The organism is Longispora sp. NPDC051575 (genome assembly GCF_040681875.1).
GTDB lineage: Bacteria > Actinomycetota > Actinomycetes > Mycobacteriales > Micromonosporaceae > Longispora.
Genome location: NZ_JBFAZP010000010.1, coordinates 259,396 through 285,141, shown reverse-complemented (window position 1 = coordinate 285,141; position 25,746 = coordinate 259,396). Strand labels below are relative to the sequence as shown.

Genomic DNA, 25,746 nt, shown 5'->3' with positions numbered 1-25,746 from the left:
GGCCCCGACCCGGCACGCGGAGGCACCACGCGTGAGCGACCTCCGCCACGGCCCCGCCCAGCCCGGCGATCCCTGCCGCCCGACGGCACACCGCCCGACTCCGGCGCCGAACCCGGCCCACACACGGAGAGCGGGCGGAGCCTGGAGCGGCCCCGCCCGACGCCGAGGTCAGTGATCCGACGTCGGCGTAACCCCCACTCCTGGGTGGGGTTCCGGTGCTCTAGGCACCGGACAACTACTTGTCGCGGTTGCCCATCTTGTTGATGGCGTCCTTGGCGGTCTCCGCACCCTTGTTGATCTGCTCGGAGTACTTCCCGCCGGTCTTGTCGTCCGCCATGTTGGCGCCCTTGTCGACCATCTCGCCGGCCTTGTCGGCCATGTTCCCCATCGCGCCGCCGGCCTTGTCCTTCATGTCGCCGGCCTGGTCCTGGGCGTTGTCCGTAGCTTCGGCGGCCTTGTCCTTGGTGCCGCCGAGGACGTCTTCGGCCTTCTTCTTGATGTCGTCAAAGATGCCCATCTGTGCTACCCCCCTGAAACCGGCTTCAGGCCGTATTGCCCGATTTGCCAGCACTCATGAGTATAACTCTGGATAGGCGGGGGTTACCGGGATTCCGGCGAGCGCCTCGGCCGCCAGACCACCAGGGCCGTCTCGTGACTGGGCACCACGGCACGCCGGGCGAACCCGGGATGCAAAGCCGCGAACTCCGCACCGCGCCGCTCCGACTCCGCCAGCGCGGCCTCGGTCGCCGCCAGCCGGTGCCGCAGCTCGTCGACCATGTTCTCCAGGTCGATGATGCGCTTGATGCCGGCGAGGTTGACGCCCTCCTCCTGGCTCAGCCGCTGGATCTCGCGGAGCACGTCCACGTCCCGCGCGCTGTACCGCCGGCCGCCGCCCGGGGCCCTGCCCGCCTCGACCAGCCCCAGCCGGTCGTACTGCCGGAGGGTCTGGGGGTGCATGCCCGCCAGCCGCGCCGCCACGGAGATGATCAGGACTTTCGCGTGGGCGTTCATGACCTCTCCCGCCGTCGCACCTCGGCATCCAGCTTGCTCCGGTCCGCCGACGGCGTCGCCGCCGCGAACTCCGCGAGTGCCTTGCGCGCCTCCTCGGAGGCGTCCTTCGGCACGTCGACCTCGATGGTGACCAGCAGGTCGCCCGCCGAGCCGTCCTTGCGCCGGATGCCCTTGCCCCGGACCCGCAGGGTGCGGCCGCTCCGCGTACCCGACGCGAGCCGGACGGTCACCCCGCCCTCCAGGGTCGGCACCCGTAGTTCCGTGCCCAGCACCGCCTCCGGGAAGGTCACCGGCACGGTCAGCAGCAGGTCGTCGCCCATCCGGCCGAACACCTCGTGCGGGCGGACCCGGATCAGCACGTACAGGTCGCCGGGCGCGCCGCCCCGTTCACCGGGTTCGCCGCGTTCCTTCAACCGGATCTTCTGCCCGTCGGCCACGCCGGCCGGGATCCGGACGTTCAGGGTGCGGGCCTTCGTCACGCCCCCCGTGCCGCCGCACTCCGTGCACTTGTCCTTGTCGTCCACGATCGAACCGACGCCCTGACAGTCCCGGCACGGCTCGCTCATGCTGAACGCGCCCTCCGCCCGGGTCACCAGGCCGCGCCCGCCGCACGTCGGGCAGGTCCGCGGGGTGGTACCCGGCTTCGCGCCGCTGCCGTGGCAGATGTCGCAGGTGCCGGGCGAACGCAGGGTCAGCGGCAGGGTCGCGCCGAGCGCCGCGCTGTCGAAGTCGAGCATCAGCTCGGCCTCCACGTCGCGCCCCCGGGCCGGGCCGGTCCGCCGCCGGGCCGCCCCGCCGCCGAACAGGTTGCCGAACAGGTCGCCGAAGCCGCCCCCGGCACCGGCGCCACCGGTGTAGTTGCCGAAGTCCTGCTGGCTGCGCGGGCCGGGACCACCGCCCCGGAACGCCCCGCTGCCGAACAGGGAGCGCAGCTCGTCGTACTCCTTGCGCTTGGTGTCGTCGGAGAGCACGTCATAGGCCTCCGACACGGCCTTGAACCGGTCCTCGGCCGCCGCGTTCCCCGGGTTGTGGTCCGGGTGCAGCTCGCGGGCGAGCGCCCGGTACGCCTTCTTGATCTCGTCGGCGGAGGCGCTCTTTGACACCCCGAGTACTGCGTAGAAGTCCTTCTCCAGCCAGTCCTTCGAACTCATCGAGCGCCTCCCTCCGTCATGCGTTGTTCTATTCTGCGGTCTCGTCGGCCGCAGCGGGCTCCCCGACGGCCACCATCGCGGGCCGCAGGAGCTTCTCGCCGAGCAGGTAGCCCCGGCGCATCACGTCCACACAGGTCGCTTCGGTGACATCGGGCGAGGTGAAGTGCGCGACGGCCTCGTGCAGCTTCGGGTCGAACGGGTCGCCCTTCTCCCCGAACCCGACCAGCCCGAACTTCGCCACCGCCTGGGAGAGCTGCTCGGCCAACGTGCCGAACGGCCCGACCAGGTCGCCGTGGTCGCGGGCCCGGTCGAGGTCGTCGAGGATCGGCAGCAGGGCGGCGAGCACCGCACCCGTGGCCTGCTCGGCGACGAAGCCCTTGTCCCGGTCGACGCGCTTGCGGTAGTTCGCGTACTCGGCGGTGACCCGCTGGAGGTCCTTCGTGAGCTCGTCGAGAGCGTCCTGGGTGGAGTCCTCCTCCAGGATCTCGACCGCGGGGGCCTCCGCGGCCGGCGCCGGGGTGGCGCCGTCCGCGGAGATCCTGCGCTTGTCGCGGATCACGACCGGCTCATCCTCCTGGCGGTCCCCGCCGGTGGGCGAGCCCGCCATCACTTCTTCTTCTCGTCGTCGATGACCTCGGCGTCGACGACGTCCTCACCCTGCTGGTTGGCGTTCGGGGCGTCGTTCGGAGCGCCCGCGCCCGGACCGGCCTCGCCAGCCGCCGCGCTCGCCGCGTACATCGCCGAGCCGGCCTCCTGGGAAACCTTGGACAGCTTCTCGGTACCGGCCTTGATGGCGTCGATGTCCGTACCCCCGAGGACGCCCTTCAGCTCGCCGAGCGCGTCGTTGATCTCGGTCTTCTTGTCCTCCGGGATCTTGTCGCCGTTCTCGGCGACGAACTTCTCGGTCTGGAAGACGAGCGAGTCGGCCAGGTTGCGGGTCTCCGCGTCGTCCCGGAGCTTCTTGTCCTGGTCGGCGTGGTCCTGCGCGTCGCGCATCATGCGCTCGATGTCGTCCTTCGGCAGCGCGGAGCCGCCGGAGATCGTCATCTTCTGCTCCTTGCCGGTGCCCAGGTCCTTGGCGTGCACGTTCACGATGCCGTTGGCGTCGATGTCGAACGTGACCTCGACCTGCGGGACGCCGCGCGGCGCCGGGGGCAGGCCGGTGAGCTCGAAGGTGCCCAGCGCCTTGTTGTACGCCGCGATCTCGCGCTCACCCTGGAACACCTGGATCAGCACGGACGGCTGGTTGTCGGCGGCCGTCGTGAAGATCTCCGAGCGCTTCGTCGGGATCGTGGTGTTGCGCTCGATGAGCTTGGTGAAGATGCCGCCCTTGGTCTCGATGCCCAGCGACAGCGGGGTCACGTCGAGCAGGAGGACGTCCTTGACCTCGCCCTTGAGCACGCCGGCCTGGAGAGCGGCGCCGACGGCGACGACCTCGTCCGGGTTGACGCCCTTGTTGGGCTCCTTGCCGCCGGTCAGCTCCTTGACGAGCTCCGTGACGGCGGGCATCCGGGTCGAGCCGCCCACGAGGATGATGTGGTCGATCTTCGACAGCGGGATGCCGGCGTCCTTGATCGCGGCCTGGAACGGGGCCTTGCACCGGTCGAGCAGGTCCTGCGTCATGCGCTGGAACTCGGCCCGGGTCAGGGTCACGTCGAGGTGCAGCGGGCCGTCGGGGCCGGCCGTGATGTACGGCAGGTTGATCCCGGTCTGCGGGGTCGCCGACAGCTCGATCTTGGCCTTCTCGGCCGCTTCCTGGAGCCGCTGGCGGGCCATCTTGTCCTTGCCCAGGTCGATGCCGTGCTGGCCCTGGAAGGTCTTGATCAGGTGCGCGATGATGCGCTCGTCCCAGTCGTCGCCGCCCAGGTGGTTGTCACCGGCGGTCGACTTGACCTCGACCACGCCGTCGCCGACCTCGAGGAGGGACACGTCGAACGTGCCGCCGCCGAGGTCGAAGACGAGGATGATCTCGTCGTGCTTGTCCATGCCGTACGCCAGGGCGGCCGCGGTGGGCTCGTTGACGATCCGCAGGACGTTGAAGCCCGCGATCTCACCGGCCTCCTTGGTGGCCTGGCGCTGGGCGTCGTTGAAGTACGCCGGGACGGTGATGACCGCGTCCGTGACCGGCTCGCCGAGGTACGACTCGGCGTCGCGCTTGAGCTTCATCAGCACCCGGGCGGAGATCTCCTGGGCGGTGTAGGGCTTGCCGTCGATGTCGATCTTCCAGTCCGTACCGACGTGCCGCTTGACTGAGCGGATCGTCCGGTCCGGGTTGGTGACCGCCTGACGCTTGGCTACCTCGCCGACGAGAACTTCGCCGTTCTTCGCGAACGCCACGATGGACGGGGTCGTCCTCGACCCTTCAGCGTTGGCGATCACCGTGGGCTCGCCGCCCTCCAGAACGCTCATGCATGAGTTCGTCGTTCCGAGGTCGATTCCGACCGCACGTGCCATGTTGATGTGCCTCCCGAGTTGAGTGAACCGGACTCAATATTGCCAGACGATCGCGCAGAGTCAAACCAGAGTTGAGTCACACCCGCGCAACCTTGCAAGATCGGATACCGTGATTTAGGTGAAACAGGGTATGAACGAGGCGCGGTGACCCGGAAGATGAGGCTGTGACGGGCGCAGACAAGCTCGCGGCCACGCTCAAAGAGCTGCGTGGCATGGTCCGTGGTGCCCGTTTTCCCCTTGAAACGCCGGGCGCGTCCCAGGCGCGGACCGTCGCGCACGACCTGTCCGAACAGCTCGACGACTACCTGCTGCCCCGGCTCGCCCGGCTCGACGCGCCCGTCCTGGTGGTCGTCGGCGGCTCGACCGGCGCCGGCAAGTCGACCCTGATCAACAGCCTGGTCCGGGCCCCGGTGAGCGCCGCCGGGGTGCTGCGCCCGACCACCCGTTCACCGGTCCTGGTGAGCCACCCCGCCGACAGCCAGTGGTTCCGGGGCTTCCACATCCTGCCCAAGATGTCCCGGGCCACCGGCATGGACACCGGCATGTTCCGCGCGATCCGCGACGAGGACGAGCGGCCCAACCCCGCCGCCAACATCCACCTGGTCACCGCCACCGGGCTCACCCCGGGGCTGGCGTTCATCGACGCGCCCGACATCGACTCGATGGTGGCGTCCAACCGGGAACTGGCCGGCCAGCTGTTCGCCGCCGCCGACCTGTGGCTGTTCGTGACAACCGCCGCGCGGTACTCCGACGCGGTGCCCTGGGAGTTCCTGCACGCGGCGAAGGAGCGCGACGTCGCCCTCGCCCTGGTGATGGACCGGGTGCCGCCGGGCGCGGAGGCCGAGGTGACCGCGCACTTCGAGGAGCTGCTCGCCGAGCACGGCCTCGACGAGGAGCAGCTGTTCACGATCTCGGAGACGCCGCTGGACTCGCACGGCCTGCTCCCCGAGGCGGTGATCCGGCCGCTGTCGGAGTGGTTCGCGAAGCTGGCCGGCGACGCGACCAGCCGGGCCGAGGTGGTCCGCCGCACCCTGGACGGCGCGGTGAAGTCCGTCCCCGACCGGGTGCGGGCGCTCGCCGACGCGTCCGAGGAGCAGACCGCCGAGCGCGACCGGGTCAACGGGGCCGTCGACGACGCGTACGCCGAGGCGCTGGACACCGTGCGCCGGGACCTGTCCGACGGGGCGCTGCTCAAGGGCGAGGTGCTGGCCCGGTGGCAGGAGCTGGTCGGTACGGGGGAGCTGTTGCGCGCGCTCCAGGCCCGGCTGGGCCGCTGGCGCGACCGGGTCACGGCCGCCGTCACGGGTCGCCAGGTGGCCGGGGAGCCGCTCCGCGAGGCCCTGACCAGCGGGGTGGCCGCCGTGATCACCGCGGCCGGGGTGGAGGCCGACGACCGGGCGCGCGCGGCCGTGCCGGAGCCGCCCGAGCCCGATCCGGTCACCCCCGCGCAGGCCGAGCGCCTGGTCCGGGACTGGCAGGCGGCCGTCCTGGAGCTGGTCCGGGTGGAGGGCGCGAGCAAGCGCGGGGTGGCGCGGGTGGCCGCGTACACGGTGAACGCGACGGGACTGCTGGTCATGATCGCGGTGTTCACGGCGACGAGCTTCATCCCGACGGGCGCGGAGGTCGGGGTGGCGGCCGGCACGACGGTCGTGGGCCAGAAGATCCTGGAGGCCATCTTCGGCGACCAGGCGGTCCGCACGCTCGCCGCGAAGGCCCGCAAGGACCTGCTGACCAGGGTGGAGGCGCTCTACGACGAGCGCCGTACCCCGCTGCTGCTCGACCCGCCGCTGGCCGTACCCGTCGATCTCCGCGAACTTGCTGCCGAGGTCGAACGGGCCCGCAAGGCGTGGGGCATGCTCCGGTGAAGACGCCCCGCCCGCGCCCCGTGGCCCTGCCGTCGCGGCTGAAGTCCCTGCGCCGGTTCGTGGAGGTGGTCGGGGACCGGCTGCCGGCCGCCGAGCTGGCCCCCGCCCGGGCGGTGCTCGAACGCGCCGGCCAGCGCCTCGACCTGTCCCGCGAGCACACGGTGGTGGCCCTCGCCGGTGCGACCGGCAGCGGCAAGTCGAGCATGTTCAACGCGCTCGCCGGGCTGGAGCTGTCCGACGTCGGGGTGCGCCGGCCGACCACGGCCCGGACCCAGGCCTGCGTATGGGGCCCGAACGGCTCCGGTGAGCTGCTCGAATGGCTGCGGCTGCCCAGCTGGCACGCCCGGGAGACGGTGCTGGACGCCGAGGAGCAGGCGGCGTTGCGCGGGCTGATCCTGCTGGACCTGCCCGACTTCGACTCGACGGCCGCCGCGCACCGCGAGGAGGCGGAGCGGCTGCTGGAGCTGGTCGACCTGGTGGTCTGGGTGCTGGACCCGCAGAAGTACGCGGACAACCTGGTGCACGAGCGGTATCTGAGCCAGTTCCGCCGGCACCGCGAGGTCACGGTCGTCGTGCTGAACAAGGTCGACACCCTGCCGCCCGACGGGGCCCGGGCCTGCCTGGAGGACCTGACCGGTCTGCTGAAAACCCACGGGCTCAGCGGGGTACCGGTACTCGGCGTCGCCACGACCACCGGCGAGGGCGTGTCCGGGCTGCGCGCCCTGATCGAGAAGGCCGTCGCGGGCAAGCGCGCGGCGTCCAACCGGCTCGGTGCCGACGTGGACACCGTGGCCGGCGGGCTCGGCGCCTTCGTCGGCCCGCAACCGGCGAAGGTCACCGCTGATCTGGTCCGCCGGGCCAGCGCCGCGCTCGCCGCCACGGCCGGGGTGGACGCGGTCGCGGAGGCGGCCGGCGCGTCGTACCGGAAGAGGGGGGTCTCCGCGACGGGCTGGCCCCTGACCCGCTGGCTGGGCAGGTTCCGCCGCGACCCGCTGAAGCGCCTGCACCTCGACCCGGTGGCCCGCACCTCGGTGCCGCCGCCGACCCCGGCCCGGCGCGCGGCGGCGACCCTGGCCGTCCGGGACCTCGCCGACCAGGCCAGCGTGGGCCTCCCCGCGCCGTGGCCTGCGACGGTGCGGACGGCGGCCCGCGCCGACGAGGCCGACCTGTCCGACGCGCTGGACCGGGCCGTGGGCTCGACGGCGATCACGGCCCGTAACCCCCGCTGGTGGCGGTTCGTGGGCGGGTTGCAGTGGGTGTTCGCGCTGTGCGCGCTGGTCGGGGCGGGCTGGCTGCTGGTCCGGCTCGGGCTCGGCGCGCTCGGCATCGACCTGCCGCTGCCGAAGCAGGGCATCGTGCCCGTGCCGACCCTGCTGGGGGCCGGGCTGCTCGCCGGCCTGCTGCTGACGGTCGTGACCCGGCCGCTGATCGGGATCGGGGCCCGGCGCACGGAGCGCCGGGCCACGTCCGCGCTGCTCGCCGCCGTGGACCGGGTCACCGAGGAACATGTGGTGGCCCCGGTCCGCGCCGAGCTGACCTCCTACGACGACGCCCGCAAGGCGCTGGACGCGCTGTGAGTCAGCGCGCCCAGTAGTGGAACCGGTACGACACGACCGTGTGGGCCTCCGGCGACACCGCCCGGCGGTAGGTCACCGCCTCGGTCCTGCGGAGCGCCGGAGCGTCTGCTCCACGGGTGACCGGGGGCAGCACCCGGACGGCCACCGTGCCGGACCGCCGGATCCGCTCCGGGCACAGCGAGCTGCCCGGGGGCACGAGGCCTTCCAGCCCCAGGCCGCCCAGCAGCCCCTCCGCCAGCGGGCCGACCCCGATCGGGGACAGCGAGCCGGGGCCGAGCGGGTCGGGCCGCAGCGGCCGGCCGGGCGGCGGCGACTGGATCGGCACCAACCCCTCCGGCACCTTGGGCCCGGCGGGCACCTCGGCGACCGGGGTGGGTACAGGTTTGACGGGCGGCTTGACCCGGTCCACCTTCTTCGGCTCGGGTACGGGCACGGCGACGGGCGGCTGCTCGACCGGCGCCGGCGGTATCGGGGCCACGGCCGTCGTAGGGCCGACCGTGATCACCATCGGGCCTGGTGGCGGGGCCGCCAGGTACGGAGTGGTTGTGGAGTTGGTCCTGGTGTCATCGATGCTCGATGCGCCGGCAGATATCACGACCGCGGTTGCCAGAGTGGCCACCGCGACGAGTCCCCCGACCGCGCGGATATTCATCCCCGTGCCTCCCTCGTGTCCTCCCTAGGTACAGGATGACGTAATCGCAGGCTGTGCGCGATCCCTTACTTGACCGTTTTCTGATGTGGAGTTATCACACGTTCCACCCGTTATCGTTGATTTATGGCGGCGCGGCGTGCACGGAGAGCCATCCGCGACTGTGGTCGCGCTCACCGGGCGTGCGATGCTTGCACTTGACGGCACCGAGGCCCGAGGCGCACTACCGTGCGTAAACGGGCCTTTCGTGCCGGCGCTCCCGCCGCGCGGTGCTCGACCAGAACTCCCGCGGCAGACGTTCACGCTCCGGCGCGCCACCCCTGCGTCGGCGCACCTCGCGAGGGAGAAGGGAAAACCGTATGGCCGAGAGGGCCAACGCCAAGGCGAAAGCCGGACGCCGCAAGAGCGGCGAGCCGGAGTTCGTCCAGCTGCTCACCCCTGAGGGTGATCGCGTCGACCACCCCGACTACACGGTCGACTTCACGGACGACGAGCTCCGCGGGCTGTACCGCGACCTCGTCACCGTCCGTCGACTGGACGCAGAGGCGACCGCACTCCAGCGCCAGGGCGAGCTGGGCCTGTGGGCCGGGCTGCTCGGCCAGGAGGCCGCACAGGTGGGAGCGGGGCGCGCCATGCGCCCGCAGGACATGGCCTTCCCGACGTACCGGGAGCACGGCGTCCTGTACACCCGGGGGATCGACCCGATCATGCCGTTCGGCTTGTTCCGTGGCGTTGACCAGGGCGGATGGGACCCGAACGAGTACAAGTTCAACATGTACACGATCGTGATCGGCGCCCAGACGCTGCACGCCGCCGGGTACGCGATGGGCATCCAGAAGGACGGCAACGTCGGGGACGACAACGGCGAGGCCGTGATCGCGTTCTTCGGCGACGGGGCCAGCAGCCAGGGCGACGTGAACGAGGCGTTCGTCTTCGCGGCCGCGTACAACGCGCCGATCGTGTTCTTCTGTCAGAACAACCAGTACGCGATCTCCGAGCCCGTGATCCGCCAGACCCGGGTGCCGCTGTACCAGCGCGCGCAGGGCTTCGGCTTCCCGGGCCTCCGGGTCGACGGCAACGACGTCCTCGCGGTGTACGCGGTCACCAAGGCCGCCATGGACAACGCGCGGCGCGGCAACGGCCCGACGATGATCGAGGCGTACACGTACCGGATGGGCGCGCACACCACCTCGGACGACCCGACCCGGTACCGCCAGGGCGCTGAGGTCGAGGAGTGGAAGACGAAGGACCCGATCCTGCGTCTCGGCCTCTACCTCAACAAGCGCGGCCTCACCGACGACGCGTTCCTCGCGGACGTCGAGAAGGAGGCCGGCAAGGTCGCCGTGCACCTGCGCGAGCGGGTGCTGGCCCTGCCGGACCCGGCCCCGGTCAGCATGTTCGACAACGTGTACGCGGGTGGCTCCCACCTCCTCGACGCCCAGCGCGCCGAGTTCGTGGCGTACGAGAACTCGTTCGAGGGGGGTAACCACTGATGGCCGCTGAGACCCTGACCCTGGCCAAGGCCCTCAACACCGGGCTCCGCAAGGCCATGGAGGACGACCCGAAGGTCGTGCTCATGGGCGAGGACATCGGCAAGCTCGGCGGTGTCTTCCGGATCACCGACGGTTTGCAGAAGGACTTCGGCGAGGACCGCGTCATCGACACGCCGCTCGCCGAGTCGGGCATCGTGGGCACCGCGATCGGCCTGGCCATCCGTGGCTACCGGCCCGTGGTGGAGATCCAGTTCGACGGTTTCGTGTACCCCGCGTACGACCAGATCGTCTCGCAGCTCGCCAAGATGCACTACCGGTCGGGCGGCAAGCTGAAGATGCCCGTCGTGATCCGGATCCCGTTCGGTGGCGGCATCGGCGCGGTCGAGCACCACTCGGAGTCCCCGGAGGCGTACTTCGCGCACACCGCCGGCCTCAAGGTCGTCTCGTGCAGCAACCCCGCCGACGCGTACTGGATGATCCAGCAGGCCATTCAGAGCGACGACCCGATCGTGTTCATGGAGCCCAAGCGGCGCTACTACGAGAAGGCGTCCGTCGACCTGTCGGTGGAGCCGACCGGCTCGCTGTTCACGTCCACGGTGCTCCGCGAGGGCACGGACGCGACCGTCGTGGCGTACGGCCCGATGGTGAAGGTCGGCCTGGAAGCGGCCACCGCCGCCGCCGAGGACGGCCGTTCGCTGGAGGTCATCGACCTGCGCAGCCTGTCCCCGCTGGACCTGGGCCCGATCTTCGAGTCGGTCCGCAAGACCGGCCGGCTGGTCGTCGTGCACGAGGCCTCGCGCAACCTGGGCATCGGCGCCGAGATCTCGGCCCGGGTCACCGAGGAGTGCTTCTACTCCCTGGAGGCCCCGGTCCAGCGCGTGACCGGCTACGACATCCCGTACCCGGCGTCGCGGGTCGAGGAGGAGTTCCTCCCGGACCTCGACCGGGTGCTGGACGCCGTCGACAAGTCGTTCGGGTGGTGAGCATGTCGCGGATCAAGCAGTTCAAGCTGCCGGACCTGGGCGAAGGCCTCACCGAGGGCGAGATCCTCACCTGGCTGGTGAAGGTCGGCGACACGGTCGAGCTGAACCAGCCGATCGTCGAGGTCGAGACGGCCAAGGCGGCCGTGGAGATCCCGTCGCCGTACGTCGGTGTCGTGACCCAGCTGTTCCACGGCGAGGGCACCACGGTCAACGTCGGCGCGCCGATCATCGAGTACGACACGGACCCGGGTGCGGGCGCGCTCCCCGAGGCGGCCCCGGCCGCCCCGGCGGCGGCGGGTGCCAAGCCCGAGCGCGAGGCGAACCTGGTCGGCTACGGTCCCCGGACCGGTACGGCGACCCGGCGGGCCCGCAAGGGTGCCCCGGCGCACGCCCCGGCCCCGGTACCCGTCGTCGCGGCTCCGGTCGTGGCTCCGGCCCCGGTACCCGTCGTGGTTCCGGTCGTCGTCGCCCCGGCCCCCGTGGCCGTCGCGCCGGTCGTCACCCAGCCGGCCGCCCTGAACGGCGCCGCGCTGCACGTGCTGGCCAAGCCCCCGGTCCGCAAGCTCGCCAAGGACCTCGGCGTCACCCTCGCCGGGATCGTCGGCACCGGCCCGCAGGGCTCGATCACCCGGGACGACGTGCAGGCCGCCCTGAGCGCGCCCGTCGCGGCCGCCCCGGCGACCCGCGTCGTGTCCGTCGGCGGCGAGACCCGGATCCCGATCAAGGGCGTCCGCAAGCTCACCGCCGAGAACATGGTCCGGTCGGCGTTCACCGCGCCGCACGTGACCGAGTTCCTCACCCTGGACGTGACCCGCGGGGTCAACGCCCTGGAGCGGCTGAAGAAGAACCGCGAGTGGCGGGACGTGCGGATCTCCCCGCTGCTCCTCGTCATGCGCGCCGTGACGGCCGCGCTGAAGAAGCACCCGATGGTCAACTCGTCGTGGGACGAGGCCGCCCAGGAGATCGTGGTCAAGGACCAGGTGAACCTCGGTATCGCCGCCGCCACCCCGCGCGGGCTGATCGTGCCGAACATCAAGGACGCCGGTTCGCTGTCGTTCCTGGAGCTGGCGGGCGCGCTCACCGCGCTGGTCGGCACCGCCCGGGAGGGCAAGACCTCCCCGGCGGACATGTCCGGCGGCACGTTCACGATCACCAACGTCGGCGTGTACGGCGTGGACACCGGTACCCCGATCCTGCCCCCGGGCGAGTCGGCGATCCTGGCGTTCGGGGCGATCCGTGAGATGCCGTGGGTGCACAAGGGCAAGGTCAAGCCGCGTCAGGTGACGACGCTGGGCCTGTCGTTCGACCACCGGATCATCGACGGCGAACTGGGCTCGAAGTTCCTCGCGGACATCGGCGCGTTCCTCGGCGACCCGGAGACGGCCCTGCTGGGCTGGAGCTAGGTAGTCACAGGATGGGCCCCGGTGAGCGATCACCGGGGCCCAGACCTTTTTGATGGTTACGCCGCGTTTCCGGCCCGGGGGCATCGGCACTTCCACGGGGAGGCCACCTCGGCGTCCCCGGCGCTTCCGCTGCGGCGTCCCGCCGACGTCGGCGCTTCCGGCGGGTGGCCCACGGGCGCCGCCCTCAGCGTCCCGGCGGCAGGATCACGGTCACGGTCCCGTGGGTCTCGTACGACCACCCAGTCGGCCGGTAGTACCCGCACTTGTCGACCGGGACGATCGTGCACACCACGGCGTCGGTCTCCCCCGCCGGAGTCGCCGGCTTGCTGGGCACCTGGCTCTGGAGCGCGCGGAACTCGCGCCCGGGCAGCAGGAACCACCACGGGTACTCCCAGGAGTCGTTGTCCTGCGCGATCCCGATCACCCGCGCCCCGCCGACCCGGTTCGCCGCCCACTCGAAGTCGGCCTGCCACAGGGGCCGCCGGGAGAACCGGCGCTGGTCCTCGTCGAGGGTGAGCAGCGAGTTGTCGCCGACGAGCCGCCGGGGCCAGCCGTAGCCGACGGAGGCCAGGCCGAGCAGGAGCGCGACGGCGACGACGGGCGCGACGAGGACCGCCCGGCGCCGCCACAGCGCGGCGAGCAGGAGGCCGGCGAGCGGCGCGCCGAGTACGAGCAGGTACGCGGTGAGCCGGTTGCCCCACATCTGCCACTTGATCATCGAGACGTGCAGGGCGGCGGCGGCGAGGAAACAGCACGCGTAGACCCGCGCCGGGTTCATCCGCCCCGCGACCAGCGCGCTCCCCCCGTCCGGGGCGACCCCGTCCGGCGCGACCCCACCCAGCGCCACCCCGCCCCCGTCCGGGACCCCGTCGCCCGCCCCCATCCGGTCAGCCCCGGCCCGGGAACCCGCCCCGAGCTGACCGAGAAGGGGCCGGACCAGCACCGCCACCACCCCGGCCAGTACCAGGAAAGCCTGGAGCGGATAGGAGGACCGGTCCTCGTCCGGATACCACGTGATCTGCGGAAACGCCGGCCCGAAGCTCGTGGCCGGATCATGCGGATCGACCCCCAGCCACCGGGCGAGCGTCACGATCCCCTCCGCGAACCCGACGGTCAACGGGTTGTCGAACAGGCTCTGCACCACCATCAGCGCGTTGACCAGCAGCACCGCCGGGCTGTGCTTCCCCATCGTCACGGAGTCGCTCAGGTACGCCGGCCCGAGCACGTTCCCGAACTCCGCGTACGTCCGCGCGAGGTACGGCGCCACCACCAGCCCCGCGAGCCCGAGCACCCCGAGCCCGCCGAGCACCGCGCGGACGGGTGCCCGGCGCAGCGCGACGAGCCCCCAGACCAGCAGCACGGGCGCGGCCCCGAACAGCCCGGTCATCTTGGTGACGGCGACGAGCCCGGTGGCCAGGCCGAGGATCACGATGGTGGCGAGGTCGCGGCCCCGGTCGAGGGCGACGGTGGCGATGACGGCGACCCACAGGGCCGTGACCAGGTCGTTCTGGGTACTGCTGGCCTCCAGGGCGACGAGCGGCGCGCTGCCGACCACGACGGCGGCGAGGATCTGGGCGAGCCGCGCGCCGCCGAGCTGGGCGGCGATCCGGCTGGCGGCGAGCGCGCAGCCGACCGCCGAGCCCCACTGCACGAGGTTGTGCAACCGGTCCCCGCCGGTGAGGACCCGCAGGTGCAGCATCAGGTATTCCGACCCCGGCGGGTACGTGACCTGCCGGTGGATCCTGACCGCGAACAGTTCGACGGTGTGCTGCTGGACCCAGTGTTCGATCCGGGGCAGGTGGTAGGTCATCGAGTCGAAGTTGTTCGGCGGGTAGGTCAGCGCGAGCACGAGCGCGCCGAGCAGCACGGCCCCGAGCCCGCCGAGGAGCACCGCGGCCGCCCGGTCGAGCCTGCCCAGCTCAGGTCGCCGGAATCCCTTCCGCCGCCACCAGCCGGCCCCGACCGCGAGCCCCGCACCCACGACCCATAAATACACAAACCCCTTTAAACCAATCGACTGGTACCGCGACAGCAGCTCCACTCCGCCCACCGCGTACGCCCCGAGCACCACCGCCGCCCGGATCAGCGCCAACCGGAAGGGGGCGACGACATTCCCCCGCGAGGGGTACATCGCGACCACCGCGCCCGCGTACGCGACGGCGGGCAGCAGAGCCAGGAGACAGCGCATAGCCGAAGACGCTAGCCCCTTTCGATAACCTGCCTGTCACCCAGCTGACACAGTTGATTCGTAGGCAACGTGAGGGAGCACACCTAAGAATCGGTGGCGCAGGGGCCTCTCTACAAGCTTTAATAGAGAAGACGAAGAGACGCGCTACAGGGCGAGGCGACAGACGATGAACAAGCTCATGGACAACTTCCGCAACCGGCGTGCCGCACACCGACGCGCTCGTGCCATCGAGCGCGCGCTGCAGAACTGCCCCTCGCAGTCGCTGCGCGACGAGCTGCTGACGATTGCGAATCGCTACTAAAAACTGACTTCCCTCTCGACCAAGTCCCGGCCAGGCCACCGCCTGCCGGGGCTTCGGTGTATAAACCGTGGGTATCCGGTGCATGATCCCGGGACCGGTGCGGAACCTCCTGGGACGCCGCCCTGTCCCCGGGCTACCGTGGCTGCGGATCAACTGACCTGAGGGAGACACCCATGACGTCCGAGGACCCGACCTCGGCCAACCGGCCGGCCGCGGACGACAGCGCCCGCGCGTCAGATGCCACCGTCGCGCAGCCCGCCGCCGGCGCGCAGGGCACCGGTCCGGAGCACGGTGGTGATTCGGAGCACGACGCTGGTGCGGAGCGCGCTACTGAGGCGTTGCCCGCTGGTGGTGCGGGGTCCGGTGGTGTGGAGTCCGGTGGTGCCGCTTCTGGTGCCGGGGAGTCCGGTGCCGCGCAGTCGGCCGAGGGGCCCACGCTGGCCCAGCCGGCCGCTCCCGCCGTCGACGCGCCCACCGAGGCGGTCGACACGACCCCTCCCGCTCCGGTCACTCCGGAGTACTCCGCTCCCGCCGAGCCGGCTACCCCCGCCGCTCCCGCCGCTCCGGTGGAGAGCGCGTCTGCCGCAGAGCCCGCCGAGAGCGCGACGGTGGCCGTACCCGTCAAGTCCGCGTCCTCCGCGACCCCCTCCGCTCCCGAAGCGGCCCACGAGCCCGTGGCGGCTCCCGCAGCGCCGGTCGAGCCCCCGACCCGGGTCGAGTCAGCCCGGGTCGAGCCTGTCGCACCGGTCGAGGAGCAGACGGTCTCCGTCCCGGCCGCGCCGAGCGTTCCGGTCACCCCGGTCGCGCCGAGCGACTCGGTCGCGCCGGTCACCCCCGCACCTTCGAGCGTCCCGCCGTTCGAGGCCGCCGAGCCGGCCACGGCCGTGTTCGAGGCACCGCAGGCCGCGCAGCCCCCGGCCGAGGAGCCGACCACCGCCTGGACCACCCCGGTGGCCTCCGCCCCGGCCGAGGAAACCACCGCGTGGACCACGCCGGCCGCCAGCCCGGTGGCTCCGGTCCCGGCCGAGGAAACCACCGCGTGGACCACCCCGGCCGCCAACCCGGTGGTCCCCGCCCCGGCCCCGGCCCCGGCCCCGGCTGAGGACACCACCGCGTGGACGCAGCCCGCGCCGGCCGAGGACCAGACCGCATGGATGCACTCCGGTGCGCCGGTCGCCCCCGAACCGCCGACGGCCCCGACCGCTCCGGTCCCCGCCGTCTACGGCACCCCGGTCGACCCCGACACCCTCGCGCACAGCCAGACCCCGGCCGAGCCGACCACCTCGGTGTTCGCCGCGCCCGAGGCCCCCACGGCACCCACGGCCCCCGGCATCCCCCCGGCCGCCATCCCGCCGGCGTACGGCACGCCGACCGTTCCGCCGCCGAGCACCGCCACGTACGGCACCCCGGTGCCGCCGGCCCCGTACGCGGCGTCGCCGTTCCCGGCCGAGCAGTACCCGGTGGGCGTGCCCGGCGAGCCGGTCGGCGAGCCGGCGAAGAAGAAGGGCAAGGGGCTCAAGATCGCGGCCCTGGTGCTCGGGCTCGTCCTGCTGGCCGTCGGCGCGGCCGGCATCGCCTACTGGGCGTTCGGGGGCACCGACTACTCGGTCGGCTCGTGCGTGGCCCGCAAGGGCGCGGAGGCGAAGCCGGCGAAGTGCGGGGCCAAGGACACGTACAAGATCACGAAGTCGGTGGACTCCCAGGAAAAGTGCGACTCCACCCAGCCCGTGGTGATTCTGACGAACAAGGACAAGAGCGAGAAGGTGCTCTGCCTCAAGCCGTCCAAGTAACGATTCAGCGCCCCACTGTTCCTTACCTCACAGTGGGGCGCTATTCCGTTGGCTTCTTGTCGTACCGGAGGCGCAGACTGCGGACATGTTCCGTGCGTCACTCCCCTCCCGCCCCGAGGCGCGCCGTCTTCTGCTCGGCACCCTGTTGTCCACGGTCGCCCGTGGCCTGACCCTGCCGTTCCTCTTCGTCTACCTGCACGAGGTGCGCGGCCTGTCCGCCACCACGGTGAGCTTCGCCGTCGGCTGGATGGGCGTGCTCACCCTCGCCCTCGCCCCGGTGGGCGGCTCGCTGATCGACCGGTTCGGCGCGCGGAAGGTGCTGCTGCCCGGGTTCCTGATCGAGGCGGTCGGCGTCGGCTCGATCGCGCTGGTCCACGAGCCCTGGCACGCGTACCTGTCGATGACGGGTGTCGCGCTCGGCGGCGCGGTGCTGTGGTCCGGGATGAACACCGTGATGACCAGCGTGACCAGCGAGCCGGAGCGGCAGAAGACCTTCGGGTTGAACTTCACCCTGGTCAACCTCGGCATCGGCATCGGCGGCCTGCTGTCCGGCGTGATCGTCGACGTCGCCCGGCCCGCCTCGTTCGAGCTGGTCTACGTGCTGAGCGGGATCGGCAACATCATCCCGGCGATCATCCTGCTGACCATGCCGCACATCGGCCACCGGGTGGCCCGGGCCCAGCAGGAGGACGGCGCGCCCGTCCCCTCGGGCGGCTACCTCACGGTGCTGCGGGACAAGCCGTTCCGCAGGCTGATCGCGCTGAGCCTGGTGCTCGCGATCTGCGGTTACGCGCAGATGGAGATCGGCTTCACCGCCTACGCGAGTACGGTCGCGGACGTCTCCCCCAAGGTGATCGGCGCGGCGTTCGCGTGCAACGCGCTGACCATCGTGTCGGTGCAGCTGCTCGTGCTGCGCTGGCTGGAGGGCCGCAGCCGCGCGCTGGGGCTCGCCGGCACCGGGGCGCTGTTCGCGGCGTCCTGGGCGGTGCTCGGGATCGGCGGGCTCGTCCCCGGCACGGTCGCAGCGGCGGGCGCTGTGCTCACCTGTGCCGTGATCTTCTCCCTGGGCGAGACGATGATGTCCCCGGTGATGCCCGCGATCACGAACGCGTTGGCGAAGCCGGAGCTGCGCGGCCGGTACAACGCGATGGGTTCGATGGTCTTCGGGGTCAGCGGCGTGATCGGCCCGGTCAGCGCCGGTCCCCTGATCGGCGGCGGGCACGGCGGCTGGTGGGTCGCGCTGGTCGTCGGCGGGTCGCTCGTGGCGTGCGTGTTGGCCGTGTCACTGCGGCCGCTGCTCACCCCGGCGCAGGACGGCCGTGACCTCACCCCGGTCGAACCGGAACTGGCTACAGTCAAGGCATGACGCGACGTGAGGCCCGGGTCCGGGCGCCCCAGCTGCGCGGCCGGGGCTGGCTGAACACCGGCGGCAACGCCCTGACCCTCGCGGACCTCCGCGGCAAGATCGTGCTGCTGGACTTCTGGACGTTCTGCTGCGTGAACTGCCTGCACGTCCTCGACGAGCTGCGCCCGTTGGAGGAGAAGTTCTCCGACGTGCTGGTCGTGATCGGCGTGCACTCGCCGAAGTTCGAGCACGAGAAGGACGAGGCGGCGGTGGCCGCGGCCGTGGAACGGTACGGCGTGGCCCACCCCGTCCTCGACGACCCCGAGCTGATCACCTGGCAGAACTACGCGGCCCGCGCGTGGCCCACCCTCGCCGTGGTCGACCCCGAGGGCTACCTCGTGGCGTCGATGGCCGGCGAGGGGCACGCCGAGGGCCTCGACCGGCTGCTGACGGAGCTGGTCGACGAGCACGAGCGCAAGGGCACCCTGCACCGCGGCGACGGGCCGTACGTGGCCCCGCCGGCACCGGAGACCGCGCTGCGCTTCCCGGGCAAGGCGATCGTGCTGCCGGCCGCGCGCCGGGGCGCCACGGAGGACACCCTCCTCGTCTCCGACTCCGCCAACCACTCCCTCGTGGAGCTCGGCACCGACGGCGAGACCGTGCTCCACCGGATCGGCGTGGGCCAGCGCGGCCGGCTGGACTCCCCGGCCCAGTTCAACGAGCCGCAGGGCCTGTGCCTGCTGCCCGCCAACGTCGCCTCGATCGCCGGGTACGACGTCGTGGTCGCCGACACGGTCAACCACCTGCTCCGGGGCGTGAAGCTCTCCGACGGCACGGTCACCACCGTCGCCGGTACGGGCCGACAGTGGCGCGGCACCCTCGACTACCACGCCCACGACGCGCGGGCGGTGGACCTGTCCTCCCCGTGGGACGTCGCCTGGTACGACGGCAAGGTCGTCATCGCCATGGCCGGTACCCACACGCTGTGGTGGTTCGACCCGGTCAAGCGCACCGCCGGCTGCTACGCGGGCACCACGGTCGAGGCCCTCAAGGACGGCGCGCTCGCCGACACCTGGCTCGCCCAGCCCTCCGGCCTGTCCGTCAGCCCCGACGGCCGCCGGCTGTGGCTGGCCGACGCGGAGACCTCCGCCCTGCGGTACGTGGAGGACGGCGTCCTGCACACGGCCGTCGGGCAGGGGCTGTTCGACTTCGGGCACGTGGACGGGCCGGCGGCCGGCGCCCTGTTCCAGCATCCGCTCGGGGTGGCGGCGCTCGCGGACGGCACGGTGGCCGTCGCGGACACGTACAACGGGGCGCTGCGGCTGTACGACCCGGTCAGCGGCACGGTCAGTACCCTCGCGACGGATCTTTCCGAACCGAGCGACGTGCTGGTGGTCGCCGACGAGCTGGTGGTGGTCGAGTCGGCCGCGCACCGCCTGACCCGTCCGGTCGTCGGCGGGCTCAGCGTCAGCGGCTCACGGCTGCGGGTCGAGCGGCCCGTGACGGACCTGGCCCCCGGCCCGGTGGAATTGCGGATCGTCTTCGAACCCGCGCCGGGCCAGAAACTGGACGAGACCTACGGCCCGTCGACCCGGCTCGACGTGTCGGCGTCCCCGACCGGGCTGCTGCTCGACGGCGCGGGCGTGCACACGGACCTGCACCGCGAGCTGGTCCTCGCCGAGGGGTCCGGGGTTCTGCAGGTGGTCGCGCAGGCGGCGACGTGCGACGCGGAGGCGGAGAACCCGGCGTGCCACCTGACCAGGCAGGACTGGGGGGTGCCGATCCGGGTCATCGAGGGTGGGGCGACCCGGCTGGCACTGGTGCTCCGGGGCCTGGACTAGCCCACCGGCCGGCGCTGGTGCTGTGAGGCCTGGACTAGCTCACCGGCTGGTGCTGGTGGTGTGGGGCCTGGACTAGCCGGCCGGAGCCTCAGCCCCGCGACACGTGCGTGACCGAGACGGGGGCCGTCCGGGCCCCCAGCTCGGCCCACGGCCCCGCCTGCGTGTGCACGCTGAACGAGGCCGTCCGCATCCTGTCCCCGCCCTCCGGGTCCAGCAGCGCCGCCAACAGCTCCAGCGTCGGGTTGTGCCCGATGACCAGCACCGTCGTGGCGGTCACGGACCGCAGCAGCTCCAGCAGCTCCCACGGGCCACCGGAGTAGATCTCCTCGACGTAGGCCACCTCGGGCGCCTCGGTCAGCGCGCCGGCCACCTGGTGCCACGTCTCCTTGGTCCGGCGCGCGGGCGAGCACAGCACGAGCTGGGGCGCGATGCCCTGCCCGGCCAGCCAGGCACCTGCGGCAGCGGCGTCCAGGAGGCCGCGTTTGGTGAGCGAACGCTGCGCGTCGGGCACGGAACCGGGATCCTCGGCCTTCGCGTGCCGCAACAGGACGAGTGTGCGTTCCGATGTGGAGGTGGACACGCGTTCAGGTTACCGGGCAGAGGCGGCGGTTAGGCGTAGAGCGCGAAGTAGACCGCGATGTGGTGGGCGAGGGCCGCGACCAGGGTGCACGCGTGGAAGAACTCGTGGTGACCGAAGGTGTCGGGCCATGGATTGGGACGCTTGAGGGCATAGAGAACGCCCCCGACGGTGTACGCCGCCCCGCCGACCGCCAGGAGTACCAGCAGGGTGACGCCCCCTGCGCTCAGGAACGTCGGCAGCGCGAACACGGCCACCCAGCCCAGGGCGATGTACAACGGGACGGCCAGCCAGCGCGGCGAGTCCGGCCAGGCCATCTTGAGCGCGACGCCAGCCAGGGCGCCGCCCCACACGACCGACAGGATGACCGTGGCGGTGCTCTTGGGCAGCAGGAGGACGCTGAACGGGGTGTACGTCCCCGCGATGAACACGAAAATCATCGAGTGGTCGAGCCGGCGCATCATCTTGAACCCGCGATGGGTCCACCACCGGCGATGGTAGAGCGCGCTGACCCCGAAGAGGCCGCAGATCGTCAGGCAGTAGATGCCGGTGGCGACGAGAGGCGCCCAGCCGGGGCGGGTGGCGGCCAGCGAGGTCAGCACGATGCCGCACACGATGGCCGTGAAGAAGGCGTAGACGTGCAGCCAGCCCCGGGCGCGGGGCTTGTGGAAGATGAACCGCTCAGCAGGCGGGCTGACCTGAGTCGTCACTCCCCAAGGTTACGGTCCCGTAGGTTCGCGACAAACATGCTTCGTCTCACAATCACCCGAATTCCCGGGGGACGCGGTCGGAGCGGCGTGGCCGTGGGGCTGCGCGGCTCGAAGCGTGGCCATGGGGCTGCGCGGTTGCGAGCGGCGCCCGACCCGCAAACGTGCCCGGAGCGCGCCGGGTGCGGAGGCACTACTTCCGCGCCACGTGGGCACAGCTTCCCAGGCTCGGAGTGGCGCCGGCCGGCTCGGGCGGCCTCTCCGGGCACACCGGTCCACCCGGCGTGCCCGGTACCGGTTCAGCGGGTCGGCGAGGCCGTCGGGAACCCTGCCCGGCGGGTCGGCGTGGCGGTGCTGCGGGCCGGCGTCGACGTCCGCGTCGCCCCGGTGGTGCGGGTCGGCGCGGTGGTGCGCGCGGTCGTGCCGGTCGCGCGGGTCGGCGTCGGGGTCGGCGTGGTGGTGTTGGTGCGGGTCCGGACCCGGGACCGCCTCTTGCAGCCCGACAGGGTGGCGGTGCCGACCGCCGCTAGTCCGAGCATCTGGAGGAGGTGACGACGGTTCATGATGCGGTTCGAGCCTTTCGCGTGAGGGATATGCGCGGAGAGTACTCACGCGCCGCAAACAGCCTCCCAAACACCGCTTGCACCCCGCTGACATCGCACTGTCCACCCCCGGCACCCCAGGTCAAGGACCCACAACCAAGATCATGAGATGGTTACGCCGCGTCACCGACCCGACGCGCATCGGCTCGCCGGCAGCGCGGCCGGCAGCCACCACACAGGAGCACGCGAGGTCCCCGCCACCGCCGCGAGCCCGCCAGCTCAGACAGGACACGGCCCGCGAGTCCGCCCCCTCTGGCACGACACGGCCGTTCTCCGGCGCGTCGGACAGCCGCGTCGTCCCGCAGACCTGCCCGGCGGGACAGCCTGCCCTCCGGTACCCGTCAAGGGTTGTGGAACGTTTCGGCCCCCGCACGGAGTTGCCGTGTGCGGGGGCCGAAACGCCGGGGGTTCCTAGAACGCGTCCTCGGACAGGTCCATCAGGTCGCCGTTGGCGTTCTCCATGATCTTGCGGTCGGAGGTCAGGCGGGGCAGGACCTCGCGGGCGAAGAAGCGCGCGGCGGCGACCTTGCCCTGGTAGAACGTGTCGGCCGGGTTCTCGTTGAGCCGGGCGAGGGCGATCTCGGCCTGGCGCTGGAGCAGCCACGCCACGATCAGGTCGCCGACGGCGAGGAGCAGGCGGCGGGAGTGCAGGCCGACCTTGTACAGCTCGGTCGGGGTCTGCTGGGCCTCGCCGAGGAATCCGCCGAGGATGCCGACCATGCCCTGGACGTCACCGGCTGCCTTGGCGAGCGCGGCGCGTTCCTCCTTGAGCTGGCCGTTGCCGGCGCCGGACTCCAGGAACGCCTGGATCTCGCCGGCGACGGTGGCCAGGGCGACGCCGCCGTCCTTGACGACCTTGCGGAAGATCAGGTCGAGGGACTGGATGGCGGTGGTGCCCTCGTACAGGGTGTCGATCTTCGAGTCGCGGACGTACTGCTCCAGGGGGTAGTCCTGGAGGAACCCGGAGCCGCCGAAGATCTGCAGGCTCTCGTGCCCGAGCAGTTCGTAGGCGCGCTCGGAGCCGCAGCCCTTCACGAGCGGGAGGAGCAGGTCGTTGACCCGGGTGGCCAGCTCGGCCGCGTCGGTGTCCCCGGACGCCTCGGCGAGCTTGACCTTGTCCTGCCACTGGGCGGTGTAGAAGACGAGCGCGCGCAGGCCCTCGGCGTAGGACTTCTGCAGCATCAGGGAGCGGCGGACGTCCGGGTGGTGGGTGATCGTGACCCGGGGGGCGGCCTGGCCGGGGTTGGTCAGGTCGGCGCCCTGCACGCGCTGCTTGGCGTAGTCCAGCGCGTTGAGGTAGCCGGTCGACAGGGTCGCGATGGCCTTGGTGCCGACCATCATCCGGGCGTACTCGATGATGAGGAACATCTGGCGGATGCCGTCGTGGATCTCGCCCATCAGCCAGCCCTTGGCGGGCTCGTTCTCGCCGAGGGTCAGCTCGCACGTGGTGGAGACCTTCAGGCCCATCTTGTGCTCGACGTTGGTGACGTAGGCGCCGTTGCGGCCGGTCAGCTCACCGGTCTCGGCGTCGAAGAAGTGCTTCGGAACGACGAAGAGCGAGAGTCCCTTGGTACCGGGGCCACCGACGCCCTCGACGCCGACCGGGCGGGCGAGGACATAGTGGATGATGTTGTCGGACAGGTCGTGCTCGCCCGAGGTGATGAACCGCTTCACACCCTCCAGGTGCCACGAACCATCAGGCTGCAGGTACGCCTTCGTGCGGCCCGCGCCGACGTCGGAACCCGCGTCGGGCTCGGTGAGGACCATCGTGGCGCCCCACTGCTTCTCGACGAAGAGCTTCGACCACTCCTTCTGCTCAGGCGTGCCCTCACGGAACAGGGTGTGCGCGAAGGACGGGCCCGCCGCGTACATCCAGATGGCGGGGTTGGCGCCCAGGACCATCTCGGCGATCGCCCACCACAGGGTGCGCGGGGCGTTGGTGCCGCCGAGGCCCTCGGGCAGGTCGAGGCGCCAGAACTCGGAGTCCATCATCGCCTTGAAGGACTTCTTGAAGGACTCGGGCAGCAGCGCGGTGCTGGTGGCCGGGTCGAAGACCGGCGGGTTGCGGTCGCCGTCGAGGAAGCTGGCGGCGAGGTCCTCGCGCGCGAGCCGCTCGACCTCGCCGAGGATGCTGTGCGCGGTGTCGCGGTCCAGCTCGGAGTAGGGCCCGGTGCCGAGCACGTCGCCCAGGCCGAACATCTCGAACAGGTTGAACTCAAGGTCCCGCAGATTGCTCTTGTAATGCGTCATCGGTACCGCTCCCCGGTGGCCTCAGAGTCATGTTACTTCCCGGTAACTTAAGTATATTACCTAGGAGTAGCCTCTTGCCGGGCCGGTTTGATGTGATGCGCATCACAGTTTCTCCAGGGTGACGGCAACCCGACAGAGCGTCACCCATTGACGTGAATGCTCGTTTCCTACTCAAACACGGTGACGTGAGTCGATCGGGAGGCGAGCGAGATGCTGAAGAGAATGAAGCGCATCTTCACTGGGCGCTACCGCGGCCGCCACCGCGCTGGGTCCTAGCGCGCTGGGGGAACAACCCAAAGGGGTCCGGGACTACGCCACCCGGGCCCCTTTTCCCTGCTCGGAGCCGGACCACGCCAGGCCGGAGCCGTGCCGGAACCCCGGCGCTGAGCCCGCGTCCCCAGGCATTGTGCCGCCCGGGCCGCCGTCCTCAGTTCTCCCCGACCGCCCAGCTCGGCGTCGCCGGCTCGACCGGCGGCCTGGTCGCCGTGTACTCCAGCAGCACCATGGCGATGTCGTCGTCCAGCACCCCGTGCACCCAGTCCAGCAGGGCGGTCTCCAGCGAGGCCAGCCCGTCGGCGACCGTCCCGTGGCCGAGCAGCCCCCAGGCGCGCTCCTGGATCGGGAAGAACTCCCCCGACCGGCGCGCCTCGGTGAGCCCGTCCGTGTACAGCAGCAGCCGGTCGCCGGGCTCCAGGCGTTCGACCCGGGGCGGCGGGGCCGGCATGAAGCCCAGCGGCGGCGCGGGGGCCGGCGGGTCCAGGGAGATGACCTGGCCCCGGCGGAGCAGCAGCGGTGGCGGGTGGCCGCAGTTCACCACGGTCAGGGTGCCGCCGCGCTCCTCGATGATGGCGGCGGTGACGAAGTCCTCGTAGCCGACGGAGCGGGAGACGGCGCGGTCCAGGTCGGAGACGATGGCGCGCAGGTCCGAGCGCTCGTACGCGACGTGCCGGTAGGAGCCGAGTACACCGCTGGCCAGGCGGACGGCCTCCAGGCCCTTGCCCCGGACGTCGCCGATCAGCAGCCGGGTGCCGTAAGGGGTGTCGAGGGCCTCGTACAGGTCGCCGCCGATGTCGGCCTCGGCGCTCGCGGACACGTACCGGCCCGAGATGGCCAGGTTGCCGGCCTGCGGGCCGATCGGGCGCAGGATGGCCTGCTGGGCGACCGAGGCTAGGTGGGTCAGGGTGGCGAGCTGTTCGAGCTGGCGACCCCGGAACTTGGCGACCCCGATCCCGATCCCGGTGCTCAGGCACACGGCGACCAGTTGCAGCACGGCCGCGGTGTACCAGTGGCCGGAGTCCGGCATCATGACGAAGGCGCAGCCGACCCCGAAGCTCGCGGCTCCGGTGATCAGGACGGAGCGCCAGCCGGCGAACGCGGCGGACAGCAGCGGCGGCAGGGCGAGCAGGCCGAGATAGTTCGGCCGTTCGCCATCCGCGATCTCGATGACGACGATCAACGCAAGCAGCACAAATGCCGCACCCAGACCGGCGCGTGCTTCCGGCCTGTGTGTGCGACGGGTCTGCTGCAGTGACATAGCCTCTCCGCGGCGAAGACGGTTG

General features: G+C 71.5%; 21 protein-coding genes. 9 read left to right on the top strand and 12 right to left on the bottom strand.

What is annotated here, in order from left to right:
* Positions 1–235: 235 nt before the first annotated feature.
* The 5 genes from AB0M43_RS30425 to dnaK form a co-directional block, all read right to left on the bottom strand.
* Entirely contained in the window at positions 236–517 is a 282-nt protein-coding gene (locus tag AB0M43_RS30425) for an antitoxin (RefSeq protein ID WP_363729213.1), read from the bottom strand.
* 83 nt (positions 518–600) lie between these two features.
* Positions 601–1,011, bottom strand: a complete 411-nt coding sequence (locus AB0M43_RS30420; protein WP_363729212.1) for a helix-turn-helix transcriptional regulator — start codon at positions 1,009–1,011, stop codon at positions 601–603.
* The gene (gene dnaJ / locus AB0M43_RS30415; protein ID WP_363729211.1) at positions 1,008–2,162 is read right to left on the bottom strand and encodes a molecular chaperone DnaJ; all 1,155 of its coding nucleotides are present in this window, start codon (positions 2,160–2,162) and stop codon (positions 1,008–1,010) included. The genes AB0M43_RS30420 and dnaJ overlap by 4 nt, the downstream gene beginning before the upstream one ends.
* Before the next feature lie 28 nt (positions 2,163–2,190).
* Positions 2,191–2,769 (bottom strand): nucleotide exchange factor GrpE, encoded by a 579-nt coding sequence (gene grpE, locus AB0M43_RS30410; RefSeq protein WP_363729210.1) that lies wholly within the window; start codon positions 2,767–2,769, stop codon positions 2,191–2,193.
* Entirely contained in the window at positions 2,769–4,616 is a 1,848-nt protein-coding gene (dnaK, locus tag AB0M43_RS30405; RefSeq protein ID WP_363729209.1) for a molecular chaperone DnaK, read from the bottom strand. The genes grpE and dnaK overlap by 1 nt, the downstream gene beginning before the upstream one ends.
* A gap of 164 nt (positions 4,617–4,780) precedes the next feature.
* Between dnaK and AB0M43_RS30400 the strand changes: the two genes are divergently transcribed.
* Positions 4,781–6,481 (top strand): dynamin family protein, encoded by a 1,701-nt coding sequence (locus AB0M43_RS30400; RefSeq protein WP_363729208.1) that lies wholly within the window; start codon positions 4,781–4,783, stop codon positions 6,479–6,481.
* Positions 6,478–8,058, top strand: coding sequence for a GTPase (locus AB0M43_RS30395; protein WP_363729207.1), 1,581 nt, complete (start codon positions 6,478–6,480; stop codon positions 8,056–8,058). Before AB0M43_RS30400 ends, AB0M43_RS30395 begins: the two co-directional genes overlap by 4 nt.
* Position 8,059: 1 nt before the next feature.
* Here AB0M43_RS30395 and AB0M43_RS30390 read toward each other — a convergent pair whose 3' ends face one another.
* Complete coding sequence (locus tag AB0M43_RS30390; protein ID WP_363729206.1) at positions 8,060–8,566, bottom strand: hypothetical protein; 507 nt, start codon at positions 8,564–8,566, stop codon at positions 8,060–8,062.
* A 500-nt stretch (positions 8,567–9,066) separates the two neighbouring features.
* On the opposite strand from AB0M43_RS30390, the gene pdhA reads away from it, so the two are divergent.
* The 3 genes from pdhA to AB0M43_RS30375 are packed head-to-tail and all read left to right on the top strand — an operon-like array spanning position 9,067 to position 12,586.
* Positions 9,067–10,200 carry a pyruvate dehydrogenase (acetyl-transferring) E1 component subunit alpha gene (pdhA, locus tag AB0M43_RS30385; protein WP_363729205.1) on the top strand — a complete coding sequence of 378 codons (1,134 nt, stop codon included), beginning with the start codon at positions 9,067–9,069 and terminating at the stop codon, positions 10,198–10,200.
* On the top strand, positions 10,200–11,183 hold the full coding sequence (locus tag AB0M43_RS30380; protein ID WP_363729204.1) for an alpha-ketoacid dehydrogenase subunit beta: 984 nt from the start codon (positions 10,200–10,202) through the stop codon (positions 11,181–11,183). The genes pdhA and AB0M43_RS30380 overlap by 1 nt, the downstream gene beginning before the upstream one ends.
* Before the next feature lie 2 nt (positions 11,184–11,185).
* The gene (locus tag AB0M43_RS30375; RefSeq protein WP_363729203.1) at positions 11,186–12,586 is read left to right on the top strand and encodes a dihydrolipoamide acetyltransferase family protein; all 1,401 of its coding nucleotides are present in this window, start codon (positions 11,186–11,188) and stop codon (positions 12,584–12,586) included.
* Between the two features lie 184 nt (positions 12,587–12,770).
* On the opposite strand, the gene AB0M43_RS30370 is transcribed toward AB0M43_RS30375, so the two are convergent.
* A complete protein-coding gene (locus AB0M43_RS30370) occupies positions 12,771–14,774 on the bottom strand; it encodes a hypothetical protein (protein ID WP_363729202.1) in 2,004 nt (667 codons plus the stop codon).
* Between the two features lie 166 nt (positions 14,775–14,940).
* Here AB0M43_RS30370 and AB0M43_RS30365 point away from each other — a divergent pair, with 166 nt between their 5' ends.
* From AB0M43_RS30365 to AB0M43_RS30350, 4 genes are all read left to right on the top strand, one after another.
* Positions 14,941–15,075, top strand: a complete 135-nt coding sequence (locus AB0M43_RS30365; RefSeq protein ID WP_267919994.1) for a hypothetical protein — start codon at positions 14,941–14,943, stop codon at positions 15,073–15,075.
* A 173-nt stretch (positions 15,076–15,248) separates the two neighbouring features.
* Entirely contained in the window at positions 15,249–16,865 is a 1,617-nt protein-coding gene (locus AB0M43_RS30360; protein ID WP_363729201.1) for a hypothetical protein, read from the top strand.
* 85 nt (positions 16,866–16,950) lie between these two features.
* A complete protein-coding gene (locus AB0M43_RS30355; protein ID WP_363729200.1) occupies positions 16,951–18,231 on the top strand; it encodes an MFS transporter in 1,281 nt (426 codons plus the stop codon).
* Complete coding sequence (locus AB0M43_RS30350; RefSeq protein ID WP_363729199.1) at positions 18,228–20,051, top strand: NHL domain-containing thioredoxin family protein; 1,824 nt, start codon at positions 18,228–18,230, stop codon at positions 20,049–20,051. The genes AB0M43_RS30355 and AB0M43_RS30350 overlap by 4 nt, the downstream gene beginning before the upstream one ends.
* 88 nt (positions 20,052–20,139) lie before the next feature.
* Here the strand turns inward: AB0M43_RS30350 and AB0M43_RS30345 are convergent, their stop codons facing one another.
* The 5 genes from AB0M43_RS30345 to AB0M43_RS30325 form a co-directional block, all read right to left on the bottom strand.
* Entirely contained in the window at positions 20,140–20,631 is a 492-nt protein-coding gene (locus AB0M43_RS30345) for a histidine phosphatase family protein (RefSeq protein ID WP_363729198.1), read from the bottom strand.
* Between the two features lie 29 nt (positions 20,632–20,660).
* The gene (locus AB0M43_RS30340) at positions 20,661–21,338 is read right to left on the bottom strand and encodes a hemolysin III family protein (protein WP_363729197.1); all 678 of its coding nucleotides are present in this window, start codon (positions 21,336–21,338) and stop codon (positions 20,661–20,663) included.
* Between the two features lie 296 nt (positions 21,339–21,634).
* A complete protein-coding gene (locus AB0M43_RS30335; RefSeq protein WP_363729196.1) occupies positions 21,635–21,898 on the bottom strand; it encodes a hypothetical protein in 264 nt (87 codons plus the stop codon).
* 450 nt (positions 21,899–22,348) lie between these two features.
* Positions 22,349–24,187 carry an acyl-CoA dehydrogenase gene (locus AB0M43_RS30330; protein ID WP_363729195.1) on the bottom strand — a complete coding sequence of 613 codons (1,839 nt, stop codon included), beginning with the start codon at positions 24,185–24,187 and terminating at the stop codon, positions 22,349–22,351.
* Positions 24,188–24,614: 427 nt separating this feature from the next.
* Complete coding sequence (locus tag AB0M43_RS30325) at positions 24,615–25,721, bottom strand: PP2C family protein-serine/threonine phosphatase (protein WP_363729194.1); 1,107 nt, start codon at positions 25,719–25,721, stop codon at positions 24,615–24,617.
* Positions 25,722–25,746 lie beyond the last annotated feature (25 nt).

Coding starts and splice junctions, on each gene's coding strand:
- AB0M43_RS30425 (WP_363729213.1), bottom strand. CDS start 517: ATGGGCATCTTTGACGACATCAAGAAGAAGGCCGAAGACGTCCTCGGC.
- AB0M43_RS30420 (WP_363729212.1), bottom strand. CDS start 1,011: ATGAACGCCCACGCGAAAGTCCTGATCATCTCCGTGGCGGCGCGGCTG.
- dnaJ (WP_363729211.1), bottom strand. CDS start 2,162: ATGAGTTCGAAGGACTGGCTGGAGAAGGACTTCTACGCAGTACTCGGG.
- grpE (WP_363729210.1), bottom strand. CDS start 2,769: ATGGCGGGCTCGCCCACCGGCGGGGACCGCCAGGAGGATGAGCCGGTC.
- dnaK (WP_363729209.1), bottom strand. CDS start 4,616: ATGGCACGTGCGGTCGGAATCGACCTCGGAACGACGAACTCATGCATG.
- AB0M43_RS30390 (WP_363729206.1), bottom strand. CDS start 8,566: ATGGTGATCACGGTCGGCCCTACGACGGCCGTGGCCCCGATACCGCCG.
- pdhA (WP_363729205.1), top strand. CDS start 9,067: ATGGCCGAGAGGGCCAACGCCAAGGCGAAAGCCGGACGCCGCAAGAGC.
- AB0M43_RS30380 (WP_363729204.1), top strand. CDS start 10,200: ATGGCCGCTGAGACCCTGACCCTGGCCAAGGCCCTCAACACCGGGCTC.
- AB0M43_RS30375 (WP_363729203.1), top strand. CDS start 11,186: ATGTCGCGGATCAAGCAGTTCAAGCTGCCGGACCTGGGCGAAGGCCTC.
- AB0M43_RS30370 (WP_363729202.1), bottom strand. CDS start 14,774: ATGCGCTGTCTCCTGGCTCTGCTGCCCGCCGTCGCGTACGCGGGCGCG.
- AB0M43_RS30365 (WP_267919994.1), top strand. CDS start 14,941: ATGAACAAGCTCATGGACAACTTCCGCAACCGGCGTGCCGCACACCGA.
- AB0M43_RS30360 (WP_363729201.1), top strand. CDS start 15,249: ATGACGTCCGAGGACCCGACCTCGGCCAACCGGCCGGCCGCGGACGAC.
- AB0M43_RS30355 (WP_363729200.1), top strand. CDS start 16,951: ATGTTCCGTGCGTCACTCCCCTCCCGCCCCGAGGCGCGCCGTCTTCTG.
- AB0M43_RS30350 (WP_363729199.1), top strand. CDS start 18,228: ATGACGCGACGTGAGGCCCGGGTCCGGGCGCCCCAGCTGCGCGGCCGG.
- AB0M43_RS30335 (WP_363729196.1), bottom strand. CDS start 21,898: ATGAACCGTCGTCACCTCCTCCAGATGCTCGGACTAGCGGCGGTCGGC.
- AB0M43_RS30330 (WP_363729195.1), bottom strand. CDS start 24,187: ATGACGCATTACAAGAGCAATCTGCGGGACCTTGAGTTCAACCTGTTC.
- AB0M43_RS30325 (WP_363729194.1), bottom strand. CDS start 25,721: ATGTCACTGCAGCAGACCCGTCGCACACACAGGCCGGAAGCACGCGCC.